The 19,618-nt window shown below is 47.2% G+C and carries 19 protein-coding genes, 1 tRNA gene and 1 other RNA gene; 8 read left to right on the forward strand and 13 right to left on the reverse strand.

Annotation, left to right across the window (positions count from 1 at the left end; all coding sequences use genetic code 11):
• Nucleotides 1-5: 5 nt before the first annotated feature.
• Nucleotides 6-821 (forward strand): metallophosphoesterase, encoded by an 816-nt coding sequence (locus A1sIIB60_RS06665; RefSeq protein WP_095689537.1) that lies wholly within the window; start codon nt 6-8, stop codon nt 819-821.
• Here the strand turns inward: A1sIIB60_RS06665 and gmd are convergent.
• The 7 genes from gmd to ffs all read right to left on the reverse strand — a co-directional run bounded on the left by gmd (nt 805) and on the right by ffs (nt 7,739).
• The gene (gene gmd / locus A1sIIB60_RS06670) at nt 805-1,785 is read right to left on the reverse strand and encodes a GDP-mannose 4,6-dehydratase (RefSeq protein ID WP_095677744.1); all 981 of its coding nucleotides are present in this window, start codon (nt 1,783-1,785) and stop codon (nt 805-807) included. The genes A1sIIB60_RS06665 and gmd overlap by 17 nt on opposite strands.
• Nucleotides 1,782-2,714 (reverse strand): GDP-L-fucose synthase family protein, encoded by a 933-nt coding sequence (locus A1sIIB60_RS06675; RefSeq protein ID WP_095689538.1) that lies wholly within the window; start codon nt 2,712-2,714, stop codon nt 1,782-1,784. Before A1sIIB60_RS06675 ends, gmd begins: the two co-directional genes overlap by 4 nt.
• 31 nt (nt 2,715-2,745) lie before the next feature.
• A complete protein-coding gene (locus tag A1sIIB60_RS06680; RefSeq protein ID WP_095689539.1) occupies nt 2,746-3,840 on the reverse strand; it encodes an aspartate-semialdehyde dehydrogenase in 1,095 nt (364 codons plus the stop codon).
• Nucleotides 3,837-5,108: an aspartate kinase gene (locus A1sIIB60_RS06685; RefSeq protein ID WP_095677747.1), complete on the reverse strand. Its 1,272-nt coding sequence runs from the start codon at nt 5,106-5,108 to the stop codon at nt 3,837-3,839. The genes A1sIIB60_RS06680 and A1sIIB60_RS06685 overlap by 4 nt, the downstream gene beginning before the upstream one ends.
• A gap of 92 nt (nt 5,109-5,200) precedes the next feature.
• Nucleotides 5,201-5,800 carry a recombination mediator RecR gene (gene recR, locus A1sIIB60_RS06690; RefSeq protein ID WP_095677748.1) on the reverse strand — a complete coding sequence of 200 codons (600 nt, stop codon included), beginning with the start codon at nt 5,798-5,800 and terminating at the stop codon, nt 5,201-5,203.
• A gap of 14 nt (nt 5,801-5,814) precedes the next feature.
• On the reverse strand, nt 5,815-7,584 hold the full coding sequence (locus A1sIIB60_RS06695; protein WP_095689540.1) for a DNA polymerase III subunit gamma and tau: 1,770 nt from the start codon (nt 7,582-7,584) through the stop codon (nt 5,815-5,817).
• 58 nt (nt 7,585-7,642) lie between these two features.
• Nucleotides 7,643-7,739, reverse strand: an RNA gene (ffs, locus tag A1sIIB60_RS06700) — signal recognition particle sRNA small type.
• Between the two features lie 54 nt (nt 7,740-7,793).
• On the opposite strand from ffs, the gene A1sIIB60_RS06705 reads away from it, so the two are divergent.
• The 3 genes from A1sIIB60_RS06705 to A1sIIB60_RS06715 all read left to right on the forward strand — a co-directional run bounded on the left by A1sIIB60_RS06705 (nt 7,794) and on the right by A1sIIB60_RS06715 (nt 8,962).
• Nucleotides 7,794-7,878 (forward strand) — tRNA-Ser (locus A1sIIB60_RS06705).
• Nucleotides 7,879-7,956: 78 nt separating this feature from the next.
• On the forward strand, nt 7,957-8,454 hold the full coding sequence (locus tag A1sIIB60_RS06710) for a hypothetical protein (RefSeq protein WP_125932742.1): 498 nt from the start codon (nt 7,957-7,959) through the stop codon (nt 8,452-8,454).
• Nucleotides 8,455-8,458: 4 nt separating this feature from the next.
• On the forward strand, nt 8,459-8,962 hold the full coding sequence (locus tag A1sIIB60_RS06715; RefSeq protein ID WP_125932396.1) for a hypothetical protein: 504 nt from the start codon (nt 8,459-8,461) through the stop codon (nt 8,960-8,962).
• Nucleotides 8,963-8,996: 34 nt separating this feature from the next.
• On the opposite strand, the gene A1sIIB60_RS06720 is transcribed toward A1sIIB60_RS06715, so the two are convergent.
• Nucleotides 8,997-10,415, reverse strand: coding sequence for an NAD-dependent succinate-semialdehyde dehydrogenase (locus tag A1sIIB60_RS06720; protein ID WP_095689541.1), 1,419 nt, complete (start codon nt 10,413-10,415; stop codon nt 8,997-8,999).
• 24 nt (nt 10,416-10,439) lie between these two features.
• Here A1sIIB60_RS06720 and A1sIIB60_RS06725 point away from each other — a divergent pair, with 24 nt between their 5' ends.
• Nucleotides 10,440-12,815: an amino acid permease gene (locus tag A1sIIB60_RS06725; RefSeq protein WP_223298681.1), complete on the forward strand. Its 2,376-nt coding sequence runs from the start codon at nt 10,440-10,442 to the stop codon at nt 12,813-12,815.
• On the opposite strand, the gene tadA is transcribed toward A1sIIB60_RS06725, so the two are convergent.
• Both tadA and A1sIIB60_RS06735 read right to left on the reverse strand, forming a co-directional pair.
• Nucleotides 12,812-13,246 carry a tRNA adenosine(34) deaminase TadA gene (gene tadA / locus A1sIIB60_RS06730; protein WP_257789611.1) on the reverse strand — a complete coding sequence of 145 codons (435 nt, stop codon included), beginning with the start codon at nt 13,244-13,246 and terminating at the stop codon, nt 12,812-12,814. The genes A1sIIB60_RS06725 and tadA overlap by 4 nt on opposite strands.
• A gap of 26 nt (nt 13,247-13,272) precedes the next feature.
• A complete protein-coding gene (locus A1sIIB60_RS06735) occupies nt 13,273-13,785 on the reverse strand; it encodes a tRNA adenosine deaminase-associated protein (protein WP_223298682.1) in 513 nt (170 codons plus the stop codon).
• 46 nt (nt 13,786-13,831) lie between these two features.
• Here A1sIIB60_RS06735 and upp point away from each other — a divergent pair, with 46 nt between their 5' ends.
• From upp to A1sIIB60_RS06750, 3 genes are read left to right on the forward strand one after another with little or no spacing between them, the layout of a single operon-like run.
• Nucleotides 13,832-14,470 carry a uracil phosphoribosyltransferase gene (upp, locus tag A1sIIB60_RS06740; protein WP_095671687.1) on the forward strand — a complete coding sequence of 213 codons (639 nt, stop codon included), beginning with the start codon at nt 13,832-13,834 and terminating at the stop codon, nt 14,468-14,470.
• The gene (locus A1sIIB60_RS06745; protein ID WP_095689542.1) at nt 14,471-15,790 is read left to right on the forward strand and encodes an NAD-dependent malic enzyme; all 1,320 of its coding nucleotides are present in this window, start codon (nt 14,471-14,473) and stop codon (nt 15,788-15,790) included.
• A complete protein-coding gene (locus tag A1sIIB60_RS06750) occupies nt 15,791-16,411 on the forward strand; it encodes a DedA family protein (RefSeq protein ID WP_095689543.1) in 621 nt (206 codons plus the stop codon).
• On the opposite strand, the gene A1sIIB60_RS06755 is transcribed toward A1sIIB60_RS06750, so the two are convergent.
• From A1sIIB60_RS06755 to A1sIIB60_RS06765, 3 genes are read right to left on the reverse strand one after another with little or no spacing between them, the layout of a single operon-like run.
• A complete protein-coding gene (locus A1sIIB60_RS06755; protein WP_420021917.1) occupies nt 16,338-17,258 on the reverse strand; it encodes a DMT family transporter in 921 nt (306 codons plus the stop codon). The two genes, A1sIIB60_RS06750 and A1sIIB60_RS06755, sit on opposite strands and share 74 nt — an antisense overlap.
• Nucleotides 17,259-17,296: 38 nt before the next feature.
• Complete coding sequence (locus tag A1sIIB60_RS06760) at nt 17,297-17,827, reverse strand: TIGR00645 family protein (RefSeq protein ID WP_095689545.1); 531 nt, start codon at nt 17,825-17,827, stop codon at nt 17,297-17,299.
• Between the two features lie 14 nt (nt 17,828-17,841).
• Nucleotides 17,842-19,611 (reverse strand): ABC-F family ATP-binding cassette domain-containing protein, encoded by a 1,770-nt coding sequence (locus A1sIIB60_RS06765; RefSeq protein WP_095689546.1) that lies wholly within the window; start codon nt 19,609-19,611, stop codon nt 17,842-17,844.
• Nucleotides 19,612-19,618: the final 7 nt, after the last annotated feature.

The raw sequence follows: 19,618 nt of genomic DNA on the forward strand, positions 1-19,618 counted from the left end.
ATGCAATGAGTTATCAACTTCGCCAGGCCGAGATCCCAATCCTGCCCGCTGGCCACGCACCGATCCGCGTTCTGCACTTCTCGGATCTGCACCTGACCCCTGCGCGCAAGACCGAGATCGCCGATATCAAATCCTTTATCGATCTCTCCCCCGATTTAGTTATCTCAACCGGCGATTTTTTGGCACATATGCAAGCAGTTCCGGTCGCACTTGATGCCCTTGATGCACTACTAAACCTTCCTGGTTTATTCGTCTTCGGTTCTAACGATTATTACGCACCAAAGCCAAAGAACCCACTTAAGTACTTACTGCCAAATCACGGAAAAAGAATTCACGGTGAAGATCTACCTTGGCCAGATCTAGATAAAGGTCTGCAATCGCGGGGGTGGATAAATCTAAATCGCTCACGTGCCACAATAAAAATTAAAGATACAACTATCGAAACTCGCGGTACTGATGATGCCCATCTCGAATTTGATGATTACTCACTCGTTGCAGGAAAACCTGGTCAGTGTGACATTGCGATCGGTGTAACGCATGCACCTTATTTAAGAATTCTCGAAGGAATGTCGCGCGATGGTCTGGATGCAATATTTGCTGGCCACACACATGGCGGCCAAGTTCGTTTGCCGATGCCTGGTGGTTCACGTGCACTTACGACTAACTGTGACTTACCAACTTGGCGCGCACGCGGCTTAACAAAGTTTGGAAGCGAGCCTTACTTACATGTATCAGCAGGAATGGGAACAAGTCCCTTTGCCCGAATTCGTGTTGCAAGTCCGCCAGAAGTAAGTTTAGTAACGCTTACTGCAAAGCTTTAATGTCAGCGTCAACCATTAATTCAGCCAACTCTTTCCAATGAGTTGTGGCTTTCCAACCAAGGGCTTTAGTTGCCTTTGATGGATCTCCGATAAGCGCATCAACTTCAGTTGGGCGGATGTACTTCTTATCGGTCTCAACATGGTCTTGCCAATTTAAACCTGCGCGCGAAAATGCTGCTTCAGCAAAGTCTTTAACTGTTGCTCCAACGCCTGTGGCAACCACATAATCTGAAGGCTTATCTTGCTGCAACATCAGCCACATAGATTCAACGTATTCCTTGGCATAGCCCCAGTCGCGAACCGCATCGAGATTTCCGAGGAATAACTTGTCCTGCTTGCCAGCTTTGATCGCCGCAACTGCGCGAGTGATCTTGCGAGTTACGAATGTTTCACCGCGACGTGGAGATTCGTGGTTAAACAAAATTCCGTTTGTGGCATGCATTCCGTAACCATCACGGTAGTTAACGGTGCACCAGTACGCCATTAGCTTTGCTGCCGCATATGGAGATTGTGGGCGGAACATAGAAAGTTCGTTCTGTGGTGGTGGAGTTGAACCAAAGAGTTCAGATGTTGATGCTTGGTAGAAACGGGTATCAATATCTGCTGAGCGAATTGCTTCAAGGAGACCAACTGCGCCAACCGCATCTACCTGTCCGGTGTACTGCGGCATGGTGAAAGAAACTTGAACGTGTGACTGTGCGCCAAGGTTATAAACCTCAGTTGGTTTGATTTCACGGATTAAATTGGTAAGCCCAACACCATCAATTAGATCGCCGTAGTGCAAGAAAAGCTTTGGGTTTTTAGCGTGTGGATCTTCGTAAATATGATCGATACGAGAGGTGTTAAACGTTGAAGAACGGCGGATAAGACCGTGTACTTCATAGCCTTTAGCTAGTAAGAACTCTGCAAGGTATGAACCGTCTTGGCCGGTAACACCAGTTATGAAGGCAACTTTTTTACTCATCGTCGACTTACTCCCTTTGCAGTTGCATCGATATACCACTCGATTGTTGAAGCGATTCCGTCTCTAAGCGAGATCGCAGGTGACCAACCTAGCGATTTAACCTTCGTAACATCAAGAACCTTGCGTGGTGTTCCGTCAGGTTTCGATGAATCCCAAGCGATTTCGCCAGTAAAACCCGCAACTTCAGCGACTAATTCAGCCAAAGCCTTGATCGTTAGATCTTCGCCGCTGCCGATATTTAAGTGCTGCGCAGAATCATATTTTTCACCCGCGAGAACAACTGCAGAAGCCAAATCATCTACATGCAAGAACTCGCGCATTGGTGAACCGGTGCCCCATAAAGTTTCTTTAGCGCGACCAGACTCTTTCGCTTCAACAAAGCGGCGGATAAATGCTGGCAGTACGTGCGAACCTTGAAGCTCAAAATTATCGTTCGGACCATAAAGATTTGTTGGCATTAGTGAGATCCACTTGCGGTCATACTCTTTACGGAAAGATTTAATCAATTCGATGCCCGCAATCTTGGCGATTGCATATGCAGAGTTTGTTTCTTCCAGCGGACCAGTTAATAAATACTCTTCTTTGATTGGCTGTGCGCAATCGCGTGGATAGATACAACTTGATCCAAGGAAGATGAATTTTTCTACATCTGCCGCATGTGCAGCTTCCATTAAATTACTTTGAATTCGCACGTTATCGGCTAAGAACTCAACCGGGAAAGCGTTATTAGCCCCGATTCCGCCAACCTTGGCTGCGGCGTCGACAACGATCGAAGGTTTGGCTTTCTTAATGAAATCAATGGTGGCATCGCGGTCAAGGAGATCGCAGACGCTGCGATTAATGCCGATTACCTTTTCGCCAGTTTTCTCGTAGGCGCGAACGATTGCTGAACCAGCAAGACCGGTGGCACCTGCGACAACGATGGTCATGCGGTGAGTCTACAGGCGAAGCGTTGCGAAATTAGCGAGTGAATTCAGCGGCAACAAGCTCTGCGATTTGTGCAGTATTTAACGCTGCACCCTTACGCAAGTTATCGCCGCAGACAAATAAATCAATCGCTTTAGGATTATCCAAAGATTGGCGCACGCGACCGACCCAAGTTGGATCAGTACCTACGACATCAGCAGGAGTTGGAAATTCCTTCTTCTCTGGATTGTCGTAAAGGAGAACGCCCTCAGCTTTTTTCAGTGCGGACTGTGCAGCTTTACGAGTGATTGTCTTTGAGAAGACTGCATGCACAGTAAGTGAGTGTGTTGTGATTACAGGAACGCGTACGCAAGTCACAGCGACTTTTAGTTTAGGCATACCGAGAATCTTGCGTGATTCATTGCGAACCTTAAGTTCTTCAGATGAATAACCATCTTCCTTAAGCGAACCTGCCCATGGAATAACGTTCATAGCGAGTGGTGCTGGGAACGGTCCAAGATCTTTGACAACGGTGCGGAGATCGCCTGCGACATCACCTAAACCTTTACCGGCAACCTGATCAATTTGCGCACGCAGGCTGTCGATTCCTGGTTGTCCGGCGCCTGATGCTGCTTGGTAAGACGAAACAACAAGTTCCTTTAGACCGAACTTCTTATCTAGCGCACCCATTGCAACAATCATGGAAAGAGTTGTGCAATTTGGGTTAGAGATAATTCCCTTAGGGCGCTTCTTAATATCTTTTGGATTTACCTCTGGAACAACCAAAGGAACTTTCTTATCCATGCGGAACGCGCCTGAGTTATCGACAACAACTGCGCCACGAGCTGCCGCGATTGGCGCCCACTCGGCAGAGATCTCATCTGGAACATCGAACATCGCGATATCAATGCCATCGAATGCTTCAGGTGAGAGTGCAACAACGGTTAGCTCTTCACCGCGGCAAACCAACTTCTTGCCAGCACTTCGAGCTGATGCGATCAAACGGATCTCACCGTAAACATTTTTGCGCTTACTCAAGATATCGAGCATCACGGTTCCGACAGCGCCAGTTGCACCGACTACTGCCAGTGATGGAAGTTTCTTCGCTGACTTTGCTTTCTTAGCTACTTTGGCTTTTTTCTGAGTCATCGACCTGTTCCTCCATATACGACTGCTTCGACTTGATCGGCATCTAATCCGAAGGCGGTATGCGCTGCGCGAACACCCTTTTCGAGATCGCTTTCGCGGCAGATGATTGAGATTCGGATTTCAGATGTTGAAATCATTTCAATATTGAGCCCGGCTTCAGCCATTGCTGCAAAAAACGTTGCTGTTACGCCTGGATGTGAACGCATTCCAGCGCCAACCAGCGAGAGCTTGCCGATGGAATCGTCGTATTGAATTGAAGCGAAACCAACTTCACCCTGAATGCGCTTCAAGATCGCAGTTGCGTTTGCGCCTTCGGCCTTTGGAACTGTAAATGAAATATCGGTAAGGCCAGTTGCTGCGGCAGATACGTTCTGCACGATCATGTCGATGTTGATATCGGCATCAGCAATAGCTTGGAAGATGCGTGCAGCAATACCAGTGCGATCAGGTACGCCAACGATCGTGACCTTGGCTTCGGATTTATCGTGTGCGATACCCGAGATGATTGCTTGCTCCATGTTTCCTCCTTCAGGATGGTTTTCAACCACCCAGGTTCCTTCGTTTGGTGAAAATGATGAACGTACGTGAATTGGTAAGTTGTAACGACGCGCGTATTCAACGCAGCGCAAGTGCAGAACTTTTGCGCCAGCTGCAGCAAGTTCCAACATCTCTTCATATGTAACTGTCTTTAACTTGCGCGCAGTGGGAACAACACGTGGATCCGCACTAAAGACGCCGTCAACATCTGTGTAAATTTCGCAGACATCTGCATCGAGCGCTGCAGCAAGTGCAACTGCAGTTGTATCTGAACCACCGCGACCTAAAGTTGTGATGTCTTTTGTATCTTGCGAAATTCCTTGGAAGCCAGCAACGATTGCGATTGCACCGTCGGCGAGCGCTTCTTGAATTCGTCCCGGTGTTACATCGATGATGCGTGCGCGACCGTGAGCAGAATCTGTAATCACGCCAGCTTGTGAACCGGTGAATGAAAGAGCTTCATGTCCCAAATTTGAAATCGCCATTGCAAGTAGCGCCATCGAAATGCGCTCACCGGCGGTTAACAACATATCTAGTTCGCGACCGCCAGGAATTGGGGTAACGGCGTTAGCTAAATCGATTAGCTCGTCAGTGGTATCGCCCATCGCGCTGACCACCACAACGACCTGATTGCCATCCTTCTTCGCCGCCACGATGCGAGCGGCAACACGCTTCATGCCCTCGGCATCGGCTACGGAGGATCCGCCATATTTCTGAACGATTAGTCCCATGGCGCAATAGTGAACTAATTCGGGGCGGCTTTCCACCCGATTAGGGAAAATCTCAATATATGGAACAGCCATTCGATCAAATAGTGAGACGATCAGCTTTCTACGTTACGACGGCCTTCAAAAGCGCGACCAAGGGTTACTTCATCTGCATATTCGAGATCTCCGCCAACCGGCAGGCCGCTGGCTAAACGAGAGACGTTGATGCCAAGTGGCTTAATCAAGCGAGCTAAATAAGTAGCCGTTGCTTCGCCTTCGAGGTTCGGGTCGGTGGCCAAGATGACTTCGGTGATATTTGAGTCAGAGAGTCGAACCATTAATTCGCGGATGCGAAGTTGGTCAGGACCAATTCCATCGATCGGACTAATGGCGCCACCGAGCACGTGATACTTGCCGCGGAATTCGCGGGTGCGTTCGATTGCGATTACATCTTTGCTCTCTTCAACTACACAAATTTGCGCGGGATCGCGACGTGGATCGCGACAGATGCGACATTCCGTTTCTTCAGAAACGTTTCCGCATTGGCTGCAGAACTTGACGCGCTCTTTAACGGTGCGGATTGCATCAACTAAAGCAATAGCCGCATCACCATCGGTCTGCAAGATATGGAATGCAATTCGTTGTGCGCTCTTTGGACCAATTCCAGGCAGGCGACCTAAAGCATCGATGAGATCTTGGATCGCACCTTCGTACATCCCTGTGCTCATTATTACTTATTCTTTTCGTTGATCACAGTTGCACCAAGTTCGGCGGCGAGTAGCGCTGCACCTGATAACAGGTTCTTATCTGATGGCGCTTCATCTTTGCGAACTGCGCGCGCTTCAGGCGTTGAAGTTGTATCGATCGATGCATCAACAACGACTTCTATTTTACGATCGATGCCAACGATTTCGATAAATGCTTGGCGCAGGATCTCGTCTGATTCAGAGCGCACGAATGAGTCGCGGGCACCGGCGTTGACTATGCCGATCGTTATTAGTTTGTCGTCTACGGCGATTATCTGCGCGGAGGCGGAGAGCAAAGACCACGTTAGACGACGGCGCTTCTTAACGTTTTCGATTACATCTGGCCAAAGGCGACGTAAACCAGCGATGTCCATAACTTTGTTTTTCTCCGAAGCAGGTTGGCTCGTCGACTCGGGAAAAGCTTCTTTAGAGTCTCCTCCGCCAACTGCTTTCGGAGAAATAACTTCGGCAACAGGTTCTTCGGCAACTTTCGCTTTTGCTGCTGGTTTCTCTGAAGCCTTTGGCGCATCTTCAACCTTTGCGGGTGGGGTTGGTGCCGTGGACTTTGCTGGCGTTGGTGAAGGTGTTGCGATGTTTTCGACTCGTTCGAGGCGTTCGATGCGCGAAAGCAATCCCGCTTCGGAGTTATCGCCGCCAGGTAACAACATGCGGCCGCAAATGAGTTCGAGAATTAATCGTGGTGCTGTTGCACCGCGCATTTGGGTTAAACCTTCTGATGCAATATCTGCAGAGCGAGATAAGTTGGCAGCGCCAATGTTGGCGGCTTGTTTGCGCATACGTTCTAGTTGATCATCGGGAAGTCCACGCAAAATTGAGTTTGCATTTGTTGCTTCAAGTGCATCAACGATCATTAGATCGCGCAGGCGTTCAAGTAAATCGCCAGCAAAGCGACGTGGATCGTGACCGGATTCGATTACGCGGTCAACGGTTTTAAATAACGTTGCGCCATCGCGCGCAGCAAGTGCATCAACGGCATCATCCAGTAATGCGCCGTCAGTGAAACCAAGTAATTGGATAGCGATTTCATAGCTAACTCCATCTGGGCCAGCACCTGCCAGCAGTTGGCCAAGTACAGATAAAGCATCACGCACTGAGCCGCCGCTAGCGCGAACAACAAGTGGGATAACGCCTTTAGCAACGGTGACGCCTTCTTCTTTACAAATCTTTTCGAGGTGCTCAGCCAAGATTCCAGGTGGAACTAATCGGAATGGATAGTGGTGAGTACGTGAACGAATAGTTGAAATCAACTTTTCAGGTTCGGTTGTAGCGAAGATAAAAATTACGTGAGGAGGTGGTTCTTCAACAACTTTGAGAAGTGCGTTTGCCGCACCTGGCCCAAGCTGGTGCGCTTCATCGATGATGTAAATCTTGTACTTGCTTTGTACTGGTGCAAAGAATGCTTTATCGCGCAGATCGCGTGCATCGTCAACTAAACCGTGGGTGGCCGCATCAAGTTCAATAACATCAAGTGAACCCGGACCATTTGCAACTAAATCTTTACAGGATTGGCAGAGGCCACATGGAGTTGGTGTTGGGCCTTTTTCGCAGTTAAGGGAGCGCGCCATGATGCGAGCGCTAGAAGTTTTTCCGCAACCACGTGGTCCGCTAAATAAATATGCGTGATGTGTTTTTCCAGATGTAAGTGCGTTAGAGAGTGGAACAGTTACATGTTCTTGTCCGATTACATCCGCGAATACAGATGGTCGATACTTGCGATACAACGCGAGTGACATATTCACTCCTCTCATCTCGGCTTCAACTACATCACAAACTAAACAGAGTTCACAATACTTAAGGGACCCCTCACGCACCCATCAGAGCACGCCTACCCTTGCTGTATTCCTACCCTGGGGGAGTTCAGCGCGGTAATGCCGCGTGAGGGATCTGGCGTAAGGATAGTTGTTACACCTATACCCTTAGCCAGTCGGGAGCGATCCCGCCAGGAGGATTCGCATAGCGGCCGAGTGCGCACGCTTGGAAAGCGTGTAAAGGGCAACCTTTCGAGGGTTCAAATCCCTCATCCTCCGCAGGGTGTATTTCAGCCATCGCCAATGGGTGGGGATAACCTGATTAAGGTCGTCAGAGCTTTTCTCTATTTTTCAGGAATGCCAATAACTATTCCTAAATCATTACTTCTCGTACCTAAAATCCCCAGCATCGCTGTTGTTGGTTTACTAGCAGCCCAATTTCTTATCCTTCAAAGTATTGGAGGTACTGAACCTAAGTGCACTTTAAATGTCGAGAGGCCACACTATTCAACAAGTTTGTCTGAAAATCAAAACATCGATGCCATTAAACTGAATATCACCTCGATTTGTAATGTCTCACAAAAATACACTCAACTAAGCGCATCTATACAAAAAATTAAGAATAACCGCGAAATCACTGCCTACTCGTTTGTAAATGAAAGAAGGAGCTCGACCACCAAATCACCTAATGTCGCGAGCTTCAAAGAGCTCTTCGGTCCATGTCAGAAGGGGGTATCCGCCGCATATCGTGGCACCGCCCAGGGTTATGTGTACTTAGAAAATGGCAAAAAACTGGCTGTTAAGGGAGACTCAGGAAAATTTGTAGCGGCAGGATGCTTGATAGGTGCACAATAAAGGTGTGAGTTATTTTGAAGAGTGCTTAACATCTGGTGGTCTTCTTTTCCAAGAAGAAAGAAGAGCTCTTTATAAGTACCTGCTTGAAATAAACAAGGACTTTTATGTTAATCAAGCAAACATGCTTCTAGAGAAAGGTATTACAAGTAGAAGTATCGCTAATGGTGAAGCTACTTATTTCCTTAAGGGTAGAAAAGTGAATTACTCCGCAAGAGAGTTAAACTCTGATGAAATTCAATCTGAAGTTCGGGAAATCAAATTGACTAGGATTAGAAAATACAACATTAGAAAACTTGAGAAGTTTTTCGCGCAATGCGATGTAGACGTAATCTCGAACTTTCCTATCCCTGGACAAATTCCGAAGGCAGAATCAGGATACGGCTTTAATACATACCCTTTCTACACTCTTGCTTATTACGCCGACGGTAGGAACTACATAAAGGGAATAGTCAAAAAACTTAGGACAAATGACAACGAGATTCTTACAAAGCTTCGAACAGTGATTTAATCTATTTGATGAAATAAATTGGTTTAAATGTAAGTTAGATTTCGACGCCGATGTATTTCGTCTCGAGGAATTCGTGGATACCGTCGAAGCCACCTTCGCGACCAAGACCGCTCTGCTTTACGCCACCGAATGGCGCTGCTGGATCTGAAATCATTCCGCGGTTGATTGCAACCATTCCGGATTCAAGGGCTTCCGAAATCTGGATCGCGCGCTTTAGATCTTCAGAGTAAACGTAGCTAATTAGTCCGAAGTCAGTGCTATTTGCGAGTTCAATCGCTTCAGCATCGGTATCGAAGATAACCACTGGTGCAACCGGTCCGAAGACTTCGTGGTTAAGAATTTCCGCTGTTTTTTCTACTTCTAGAACTGTTGCTGGGTAGAAAGCGCCTGGACCATCAGGGGTCTTGCCGCCTGTTAATACCTTGGCTCCAGACTTAACTGAGTTATCAACTAGCTCTGCAATCTTGTTGCGTTCTTTAATTGAAACACTTGCGCCAAGTTGTACACCAGCATCGCGACCGCGTCCCATAACAAAAGTTCCCATTGCTTCAGCAAACTTTTGCATAAATTCTGCGGCTACCTTGCGTTGCACATAAACTCGGTTTGCTGCAGTACAAGCAGCTCCACCATTGCGCATCTTTGCCAACATCAAACCTTTAATTGCTTCATCAATATTGGCGTCATCCATAACAACAAACGGTGCATTTCCCCCGAGCTCCATAGAGCAACGAATTACATTATCGGCCGCTTCTTTAAGAATGATTCGACCAACTTCAGTAGAACCAGTAAATGAAAGATTCTTAACACGTGGATCATGCAACATCTTGGCGATCGCAGGACCAGTTGGTGTTGGAAGAATTAAATTAACTACGCCCTTTGGAACGCCTGCGCGATCAAGGATGTCCATGATGGCGAGCGCGGTCAGAGGTGTTTCACCGGCTGGCTTCAAAATCATTGTGCAACCTGCAGCAATTGCGGGACCAATTTTACGTGTTGCCATTCCGGCAGGGAAGTTCCAAGGAGTAATAAGAAGTGAGAGACCAACAGGTTGGTGTGTAACTAAAATTCGCTTATCGCCACTAGGTGACATGCGGAAATCTCCTGCAATGCGTACTGCTTCTTCAGAGAACCAGCGGAAGAATTCTGCGGCGTAGGCAACTTCACCTTTTGCATCAGGTAGCGCCTTGCCATTTTCTTTGGAAATCAACTCTGCTAAGTAATCTGCTTCTTGAATCATTAACTCAAATGCTTTACGTAGCATCTCTGCGCGCACGCGGGGCGCGGTCTTGGCCCAGGCAGGTGCGGCGCGGTGGGCGGCAGCTAGGGCGGCCTCGATCTGCGCATCTCCGGCGGTGGCTACCTTGGCAATTACTGAGCCATCACTGGGATCTGTTACATCTAAAGTGCCATTTCCATCTACCCATTGACCATCTATATATAACTGAGTGCGCATAAGATGAGCATACTAAATAGTTAAATGGACGCGCTAGCCGCGGTAACTGAAGGAGTTTTTGTGCCCAAGTCGTGGACAGATGGTGCGCCTGAACCAGTTGCTCTCCAAGAAACTGCGCATGTAAAAGATCCGCTTAGCTACAAGGTAAAGCGCCGTCTTTTAGGTAATGCGCTTAACCGACATTCGCTCGGACATCAACGTTTATCAAAGCGCTACGCACTCGGAATTCTCTCTTCCGACTGTATTTCATCTTCGGCTTACGGTACTGAACAGATTCTTATTGCGCTCTTGCCAGCATTTGGATTAGCAGCTTTCGCAATATTGATGCCAATGACAGCGGTTGTTTTGGTAATTCTTACCATAATTACACTTTCATACCGCAATGTGATCGATGTTTATACAAAAACTGGTGGCGCATACATTGTCGCGCGAGATAATTTCGGACCTGTAACAGCGCAGATTGCAGCAGTTGCTTTGATTCTTGATTACGTCGTAACAGTTGCAATTCAATCTGCAGCAGGTGTTGCCGCAATCATTTCTACATTCCCATCACTCGATCCATGGAAAATTCCAATGATCTTGTTGGTAATCGTTCTACTTACTTACGGAAATCTCCGCGGTGTTAAAGAAGCTGGAAAAGCTTTTGCATTCCCAACTTACTTCTTCGTCGGTTGTATGTTGATTGTCTTCGGAATGGGTTTCTGGCGACTCTTCAACGGAACGCTTCCAGTCCTTGCAACTGATCTACCCGGTGCGGTTGAAGTTGGACAAGAGCAAGGACTTTTAACGGCAGCTGCAATCTTTATCCTGCTTCGTGCATTTGCAAATGGCGGATCTTCACTAACTGGTTTGGAAGCAATTTCCGATGGCGTTGCGCTCTTTAAGACACCAGAACATGTAAACGCAAAACGCACACTCGTGATCATGAGCTGCATCCTTGGAACTCTCGTACTTGGAGTTTCTTACTTTGCTCATCACATTCAAGCAATGCCTTATGAATCAGGAACTCCTACAGTTATTTCGCAGATCGCCAAGGCTGCAATCGGTGGTGGTGCTTTCGGCAGCTTTATGTTCGTAATGGTTCAGCTTGCAACGATGCTTATTCTCTTTGCTGGCGCTAACACCACATACAGCGCTTTCCCACTGCTCTGTAACTTTGTTGCAACTGATGGCTACCTTCCACGCCAATTAACTAAGCGCGGCCACCGCCTGGCTTTCTCAAATGGCATCTTGCTACTTGCCGGTGGTGGAATTGTCTTGGTTTTGATTACCGCAGGTTCGGTTGAGCATCTAGTCGCTTTCTATGCACTCGGCGTATTTACTGGTTTTGCACTGGCCGGTTTCGGTATGACCAAGCATTCAATTCGAGTAAAACCCGACGGCTGGAGAGTACGAGTTGTAATTAATTTCCTTGCGGGATCTGTCTCACTCGTAATTGTGATCATCTTCTCTGTTGTGAAATTTACACAAGGCGCTTGGTTGGTTCTGGTGGTTGCTCCGATCATGGTTGTTTCATTCTTACGCTTACGTCGCCAATACACTCGCGAACAAGATGCTTTATTAGTCCGACGTGAACAAGAGCGTGCTACAACGATCGTTCGCCACAACGTTACAGTTCTGGTCGATAACGTGGATTTAGCAACAGTTGGAGCCATTCGGTATGCGCGTAGTTTGAAACCAAGAAATCTCAGCGCTGTTCACTTCGTAATCGATGATCGTCGAGCAGAAGCAATTAAAGAGGCCTGGGCCAAGTCAGATGCGCTAGATGATGTCACTCTCGAGTTAATCGACTGCCCTGATAGACGACTTGCAAATTCAGCGCTCGACTATGCAATCCGCATGACGGAAAAGAACGATGTCGAGTTGACGCTTCTGCTTCCTCGTCGTGCATATTCTGGTTTCCTTGGCCGCTTGTTGCATGATCAAACAGCGGAAGAAATTGCCGCACCTATTTCTCAATTGCAACGCGTTGTTGCAACTATCGTTCCTTTCGACGTGGATCGCATTACATCTGCAACACAATTAACAGTTGCGCCTCAAGGTGAAGCAAAACCAGCGGCAACTCCAGTTGCAAAATTTAAGCCTGTTGAAGATGTAATAAAGAACGTCGAACCAATTAGCCATTACGCAGAAAATATGACGCCAATTGGTGAAATCCAGTGGCGCAAGCGGGCTCATGTTCAGGGTCGCGTAACTGCAATTAAAAGCGCGCCGCGAGGATCTGCGCCAATTCTTCAGGTAGAAGTTTGGGATCAGACCGGTGGGGTTACTCTGCAATTCTTGGGACGTCGCGAGATTGCAGGCTTAGAAGTCGGTTCGCAACTACGCGCCGAAGGAATGGTCGGAGAAGAAGAAGGCGCTTTGACTATCTTGAACCCTTCTTACGAACTTCTTGTTTAGCGCTGACCTTCAAAGAAATCTCGCAGTAAATCAGCGCATTCACTTTCGCAGATTCCTGCTGTTACATCTAGCTTGTAAAGCGAACGTGGATCACGAATAACATCCCAAACTGAGCCAACTGCGCCGCCTTTGGCATCCCATGCGCCAAATATCAGATGTGAAATTCTTGATTGGGCAATGGCTCCGGCACACATTGGACAAGGCTCCAAAGTTACAACAAGCGTGCAACCATCTAAACGTGAATTTTGTAATCGTGCGGCAGCGTTGCGAATTGCAACAATTTCAGCGTGTGCAGTCGGATCATTATTTGCTTCTCTTTCATTAGATCCCGTGCCAATAACTACGCCATCTTTATTGATTACTAAAGCACCGACAGGAACATCTCCAGTAGCGGTTGCTTGACGTGCAATTGCGATCGCTTCTTGCATCAGCGATTCAGGCGTGTGGGTAGAAATTCTTATAGCTCCAATAACTCCGCAAATTGATCTGCGAATCCTAAGCGACTAGCAATTGCTTCGAGTTGTTCATCAGGGAAAAGTTCTGCATCATCACAGAGAGCAGAGATCTCCATTGAGTTAACGCCAAGGTCTGCCAAAATTTCTAGATGTCCAACCGGAAGTGGTTCATCATCTTCTTCTGGTGAATCTAAATCACAAAGCTCTAAGAATTCTGCAGCAACTTCATAATCAAGTGCGCAGGTTACATCGCTTAAAAACATACTTATATGTGAACCTAAAACACGAATCAACATAAAAAATTCTTCATCAATTGCTAGAAGCGCTATCGCGCCGCCATTTGTTTGTTGTGATTTAAGTCGATCAATAATGTGCGGCAGATCATGTGCGTCAGGTAACAACGCTAGGTTCCAGCGCCCCTCCTCGTGCCAGGCAGCAACGGCGATATCAACCTCGTTAGCCGCGACAGCCCCGTCGGAACTTGCTTCGTAATTTGCATCACTCACATCAGACATATTGGCACTCATTGGGCTAGATGAAAACCCCTGTAAGGTAAGCGCTATGAAAGTTCACGTCGCCGACCACCCGCTTATCACTCATAAGTTGACCGTCCTGCGCGATGAAAGAACTGATTCACCAACTTTCCGTCACTTGGTAGAAGAACTTGTGACCCTGCTTGCCTACGAGGCTACGCGTGAAGTCAGAACTGAAAAAGTTTCTATAAAGACTCCAGTCACGCAGACGACTGGCTTAAAACTCTCTGATCCCCGTCCGGTTGTTGTTCCAATCTTGCGCGCTGGCCTTGGAATGCTTGAAGGCATGACGCGTTTGATTCCAACTGCAGAAGTCGGATTCTTAGGCATGGTTCGCGATGAAAAAACTTTAAAGGCAAGCACCTATGCAAATCGTCTCCCTGAAAATTTAGCTGGGCGTCAATGCTTTGTTTTAGATCCGATGTTGGCAACTGGTGGAACTTTAGTTGCTGCAATTAACTTCCTAATCGAGCGCGGTGCAGATGACATAACTGCAATCTGTATTCTCTCGGCGCCTGAAGGAATTAAAGTTTTGGAAGATGCCTTTGCAAAATCTGGCGTTCCAATTACTTTAGTTACTGGCGCACTTGATGAAAAGCTAAACGAACACGGGTACATCGTTCCCGGTCTTGGCGATGCCGGCGATCGTCTTTATGGTGTTGTTTAAGTGGCCTCAACTTCCCCGGGATACGGAATCACAATCCGTGTTGAAGGTTCACCTGAACTTCAACCTGTTGCCTTAATTACTGCAACCATTACTGGCGCAGGTGCAACTATCACTGCACTTGACGTTGTTGAGTCACTTCTTGAAAGAGTTGTCATCGACGTAACTTGCGACACCATTGATGCTGATCATGCACAAGAAATAAATTTGGCTTTAACCGCACATAAAGGGCTAACGGTTCGCAAGGTTAGCGATCGAACATTTCTACTCCACCTTGGTGGGAAACTCGAGGTTCAATCAAAGGTCCCACTAAAGACTCGTGATGACCTTTCGCGCGCGTACACACCTGGTGTTGCGCGAATCTGTCAGGCGATTGTTGATGATCCAGCAGATGTGCGTCGCCTAACCATGAAGCGAAATACCGTCGCTGTTGTCACTGATGGTTCTGCAGTTCTCGGGCTTGGAAACATTGGACCAGCAGCTGCCTTGCCAGTTATGGAAGGCAAGGCTGCGCTCTTTAAGCGCTTTGCAGATGTGGATGCTTGGCCAGTTTGTCTTGACACCCAAGATGTTGATGAGATTGTCCGCACAGTTCAATTGATTGCACCTGTATACGGTGGAATCAACTTGGAAGATATCTCCGCTCCACGTTGTTTTGAAATCGAAGAACGTTTGCGCGAATTGTTAGATATTCCAGTTTTTCATGATGATCAACATGGCACAGCGATTGTCGTACTTGCGGCACTCACTAACTCACTCAAGCTGGTCAAGAAGAAGATGAATGAGATCACTATTGTTATGAGCGGTGCTGGCGCCGCCGGAACTGCAATTGCGCGGCTGTTAACCAAGAGTGGCGCCTCAAAGATAATTGCTTTCGATAAAGATGGTTGCGTCACTCCTGGATTTTCGGGAAAAATTTCAGATGCCATAAAGGGAGCCGATGTCTTTATTGGCGTTAGCGCTCCAAATGTATTGACTGAAGAAGATGTCGCTGGAATGGCTAAGGGCTCTATTGTCTTTGCACTGGCTAATCCAGATCCAGAGATTGATCCAGTTATCGCCCGCAAATATGCAGCGGTTGTTGCAACAGGTCGAAGCGATCAACCAAATCAAATTAACAATGTGCTCGCCTTCCCCGGAATCTTCCGTGGGCTACTAGATGCCAATGCCAACAAGATCACGGACGAATTACTGATTGCCGCAGCCGAGGCAATTGCATCTTGTGTATCCGAGTCTCAGTTAAATGCCTCTTTTATCGTTCCTAGCGTCTTCGATTCTCAGGTCGTCGCAAAGGTGGCGGCAGCAGTTAAAAAGAGCGTTTAAATGGAGTTTGCAGCCTCTTTTGATGCACAACTCTCCACGCTCGCACCATTTATCTTCTATGTAGTAGTTGCCGGGATTGTCTTTATTGAAACGGGCCTGCTATTCGGGTTCTTCTTGCCGGGTGATTCGATTCTCTTTAGCGCCGGACTTGTGGCGGCTATCCATGGAAATATAAATATCGTAATTCTGATATCTGCGATCTTTCTCGCCGCATTCTTCGGTGATCAAGTTGGATTCGTAATTGGTCGAGTTGTAGGTCGTCCTTATTTAGATAAGCGCGAATCTCTGCGCGTACAGAAAATGATTAAAAACGCCGAAGATTTCTATGAAAGAACTGGCTGGTGGGCTGTTGTCGCCGCTCGATTCTTCCCATGGATTCGCACCTTCGTTCCACCAATCGCCGGCGCAGCGAAGATGAATTACTACCGTTTCTTATCGGCAAACGTTCTTGGCGCACTTTTATGGGGCGTGGGAATAACTCTCGCCGGGTACTACGCAGCTTCTATTCCTTGGGTTAAGAGTTTTTCCTACGCAATCGCCGCTTTCTTTATTGGCGCTTCAGCAATCTCCGCTTTTGTGAATTACCGACGCCACCGACAACCACGCCCAGATAAGTCATAAGAATTCCAGTTACTAAGTAAGCGCTAATCTGCACACCTTGAGTTGGTGAGTAAAGGTCAATAAGTAAAGAACCAACGAGCTGCCCACCCACGCTAATTAAAGTAAATGTCAGAACACCTAAATGTTGAACAATTGTTGAAGTAAATGCGATGTAGATAACTCCGATTGTTCCGCCGGTGTACATCCACCAAGCACCAGATGGAAGTGCGACTATTTCAACCTGAGTCACTAGCGCCGCAACGATTAGGAATACAAGTAGAAATGTTGTACCCATGATGAAGTTGAGCAAAGAAGTTGTGAAACTTTGTTGGGTGCTCTCGTTAATCTGACCATTTAACGCTCTTTGAACGCCAACAATCGCTCCTGCAAAAACACCGAAAAAGACTGCAAATAGCGAGAGATTTCGCGCATCAATTCGATCAATTACCGAAACCAAGACGGCAAATACAGTTACAAACGCTGCCAAAACTCGACGCTTGGTGATCGCTTTCTTGCCACCGCCGGTTAACCCGATCCGGTCAACAAATAGCGATGATGCAGTCTGTCCTGCAATAGATGCCACTGAATAGATTGCAACGCCAACTATTGGAACTACCTGCGTTTGAAAAGCGACAAAACTGCCGCCGAGCATTCCTGCAAAGAGAGTCCAGATTGGAATCTCTTTCTTTGTCACAGCGCTCTTTAGATTGCGAATGCCTTGCTTAATTGCAGGATTAAAGGCGGCGATTACCGAAATCACAATTAGACCAGAGCCAAATGAAACTAGCGCTGCTTCAATTGGGTTTCCCATACGATGTGAAAGTTCGCCATTAGCGCGCGCTTGCAGCGCGATCATTACACCGGAGATAGCCGCTAAAAAATTTAGGCGGGGATTACTTTTATTCACTACTTATGAGTGCCGACAAATTCACGCTTATCTGCGATCCAATCCATCAGAGCGAAAAGAACGCCAGAGACAACAAATGTTAGGTGGATTGCGATTCGCCAGATGGTGCCTTCACCGACTTCAGCTTCACCAGCTAGTTCGATGAAATCTTTGAGAAGTTCGATTACCGAAATAGCAACTAGCGATCCAATTAACTTGATCTTAAGCCCACTAAAATCAATGGTTCCCATCCAATGTGGACGATCTTTCGATTCAGTTGCAATATCAATTCGAGAGACAAAGTTTTCATAACCGGCGAAGATAACCATCAAAATCAAGTTAGCTAGTAGCGTTAAATCGAGAAGTGCAAGAAGCGCCAAGGTGAATTCGCTGGCGTTCATTGAAGCTGTCTTCTCCGCCAAATGCCAAAATTCAATTACGAAGCGGTAGGCAAGTAGTCCGAGCGCCCCGACTAAACCTAAGTAAAGAGGCGCCAGTAAGAAACGGCTGCGAAAGAGAATGGCTTCAACGGCATGGGATATACGACTCATAACTTTATTTTAACTCAAAGGCCAAGTTGAAGGGTGATTTCTAACCATTCTTCTTCGCGAGAGTTGATTTCTGCGCGTTGTGTTTCTAGTTCTGCGCTGATCCGAATCAACTCTGTCGGGTCGAATGCGGCTTTTTCTTGCGCGCTTTCAAGCTCTGCGATCTTTTCCTTAGCCTTCTGAATCTGTCTTTCGACGCGAACCAAATCTTTTTTCAATTGTCGCTGCTCCGCCGCAGAAGATTGAGATTTTCCTTTTGCTGCTTCAGCTGGTTTTTGCAGCGACTGCGCTCGTTGTTCCAAGTATTGATCAACACCACGTGGCAAATCGCATAATTCTTTATCTCCTAGCAGCCCAACGAAACGATCACAGACGCGTTCCAGGAAATATCGATCGTGTGAGATGACTATAAGTGTTCCACCGTAGCTATCCAAAAGATCTTCAAGTTCAGTTAGCGTCTCAATATCAAAATCATTTGTTGGTTCATCAAGTAATAAAACATTTGGGGAATCCATTAACAAGCGCGTTAGTTGTAAGCGACGTTTCTCTCCCCCAGATAGATCTCCTACAGGAGTCCATTGCGAGTCTTTATCAAAGCCAAGACGTTCGCAGAGTTGTGATGCAGAAAGTGACTTACCATTTCCAAGTTCGATATGTGAAGCAACCTTTTCAACCGCCTCTAAAACTCGCCAAGTTGGATTTAACTCATCAAGATGCTGCGTCAGGAATGCCGCTTTAACAGTGACACCGGTTACGAGTTTTCCAGCATATGGTGGAATTTCCCCCGCCAGCGTGCGCATTAAGGTGGTTTTTCCAGCACCGTTTACGCCGACAATTCCTATGCGGTCGCCAGGACCAACGTTCCAGTAGAGATCGTCGATCAACTCTTTCTCACCGGCGCGAATTTGCGCATGGTGAGCTTCATAAACAGTGTTACCTAATCGGTTACGTGCAAATTTCAACAGTTCACCTTGATCGCGCGGCGCAGGTTCCTCAGCAATCAATACATTTGCGGCATCTACTCTAAATTTCGGTTTTGTTGTTCGCGCAGGAGCACCGCGGCGCAGCCACGCCAATTCTTTACGAATCAAGTTATTTCGACGCGCATCCATCGCACTTGCTTGTCGGGAACGTTCAGCCTTAGCCAAGACGAATGCAGAATAGCCACCGTCATACTCTTCTACTTTGCCACCAACAACTTCCCACGTTCTATCAGTGACCGCATCAAGAAACCAACGATCGTGAGTAATAACTAGGACCGCTAAATTCTTTCGTTGGTTTAAATGCTCTGCCAACCAAGCAACGCCTTCCACATCTAAATGGTTTGTCGGTTCATCCAACAGAATTAGATCAAGGTCATCGATCAGAAGTTTGGCTAATCCAACACGGCGTTTTTCACCGCCAGAAAGTGTGGCAAATTTTCTTTCAAATAAGTGATCGTCAAAGCCACCGAATAGCCCAGTAAAAACTTCTCGGATTCCAGAATCACTTGCCCATTCATGTTTTGCTCTATCGCCAATTACTACATCGCCAACTGTTGAATTGGGATCTGCTTTATCAACTTGGGAAAGCAGCCCGATATTCACGCTATTTGCTTTAGTTACGCGGCCTTGATCTGGTTGTTCAACAGCAGCAATAATCTTCATTAGCGTGCTTTTTCCAGAACCGTTACGGCCAACGATTCCGATGCGATCGCCTTCAGAAACGCCAAGTGAAACTCTTTCAAGCAGCGCTCTAATATCAAAGGCCTTTGAGACCTCTTCGATATTGACAAGATTGCGCGCCACGATGGGA

Origin of the sequence: Candidatus Planktophila lacus (assembly GCF_002288385.1) — a bacterium.
Taxonomy (GTDB): domain Bacteria; phylum Actinomycetota; class Actinomycetes; order Nanopelagicales; family Nanopelagicaceae; genus Planktophila; species Planktophila lacus_D.

Excerpts from the sequence above, each read along its gene's own strand:
- gmd (WP_095677744.1), bottom strand. The coding sequence starts at position 1,785 with ATGAGTAAAAAAGTTGCCTTCATAACTGGTGTTACCGGCCAAGACGGT.
- A1sIIB60_RS06695 (WP_095689540.1), bottom strand. The coding sequence starts at position 7,584 with ATGTCACTCGCGTTGTATCGCAAGTATCGACCATCTGTATTCGCGGAT.
- A1sIIB60_RS06720 (WP_095689541.1), bottom strand. The coding sequence starts at position 10,415 with ATGCGCACTCAGTTATATATAGATGGTCAATGGGTAGATGGAAATGGC.
- A1sIIB60_RS06665 (WP_095689537.1), top strand. The coding sequence starts at position 6 with ATGAGTTATCAACTTCGCCAGGCCGAGATCCCAATCCTGCCCGCTGGC.
- A1sIIB60_RS06685 (WP_095677747.1), bottom strand. The coding sequence starts at position 5,108 with ATGGGACTAATCGTTCAGAAATATGGCGGATCCTCCGTAGCCGATGCC.
- A1sIIB60_RS06735 (WP_223298682.1), bottom strand. The coding sequence starts at position 13,785 with ATGTCTGATGTGAGTGATGCAAATTACGAAGCAAGTTCCGACGGGGCT.
- upp (WP_095671687.1), top strand. The coding sequence starts at position 13,832 with ATGAAAGTTCACGTCGCCGACCACCCGCTTATCACTCATAAGTTGACC.
- recR (WP_095677748.1), bottom strand. The coding sequence starts at position 5,800 with ATGTACGAAGGTGCGATCCAAGATCTCATCGATGCTTTAGGTCGCCTG.
- A1sIIB60_RS06710 (WP_125932742.1), top strand. The coding sequence starts at position 7,957 with ATGCCAATAACTATTCCTAAATCATTACTTCTCGTACCTAAAATCCCC.
- A1sIIB60_RS06725 (WP_223298681.1), top strand. The coding sequence starts at position 10,440 with ATGGACGCGCTAGCCGCGGTAACTGAAGGAGTTTTTGTGCCCAAGTCG.
- A1sIIB60_RS06680 (WP_095689539.1), bottom strand. The coding sequence starts at position 3,840 with ATGACTCAGAAAAAAGCCAAAGTAGCTAAGAAAGCAAAGTCAGCGAAG.
- A1sIIB60_RS06750 (WP_095689543.1), top strand. The coding sequence starts at position 15,791 with ATGGAGTTTGCAGCCTCTTTTGATGCACAACTCTCCACGCTCGCACCA.
- A1sIIB60_RS06675 (WP_095689538.1), bottom strand. The coding sequence starts at position 2,714 with ATGACCATCGTTGTCGCAGGTGCCACCGGTCTTGCTGGTTCAGCAATC.
- A1sIIB60_RS06760 (WP_095689545.1), bottom strand. The coding sequence starts at position 17,827 with ATGAGTCGTATATCCCATGCCGTTGAAGCCATTCTCTTTCGCAGCCGT.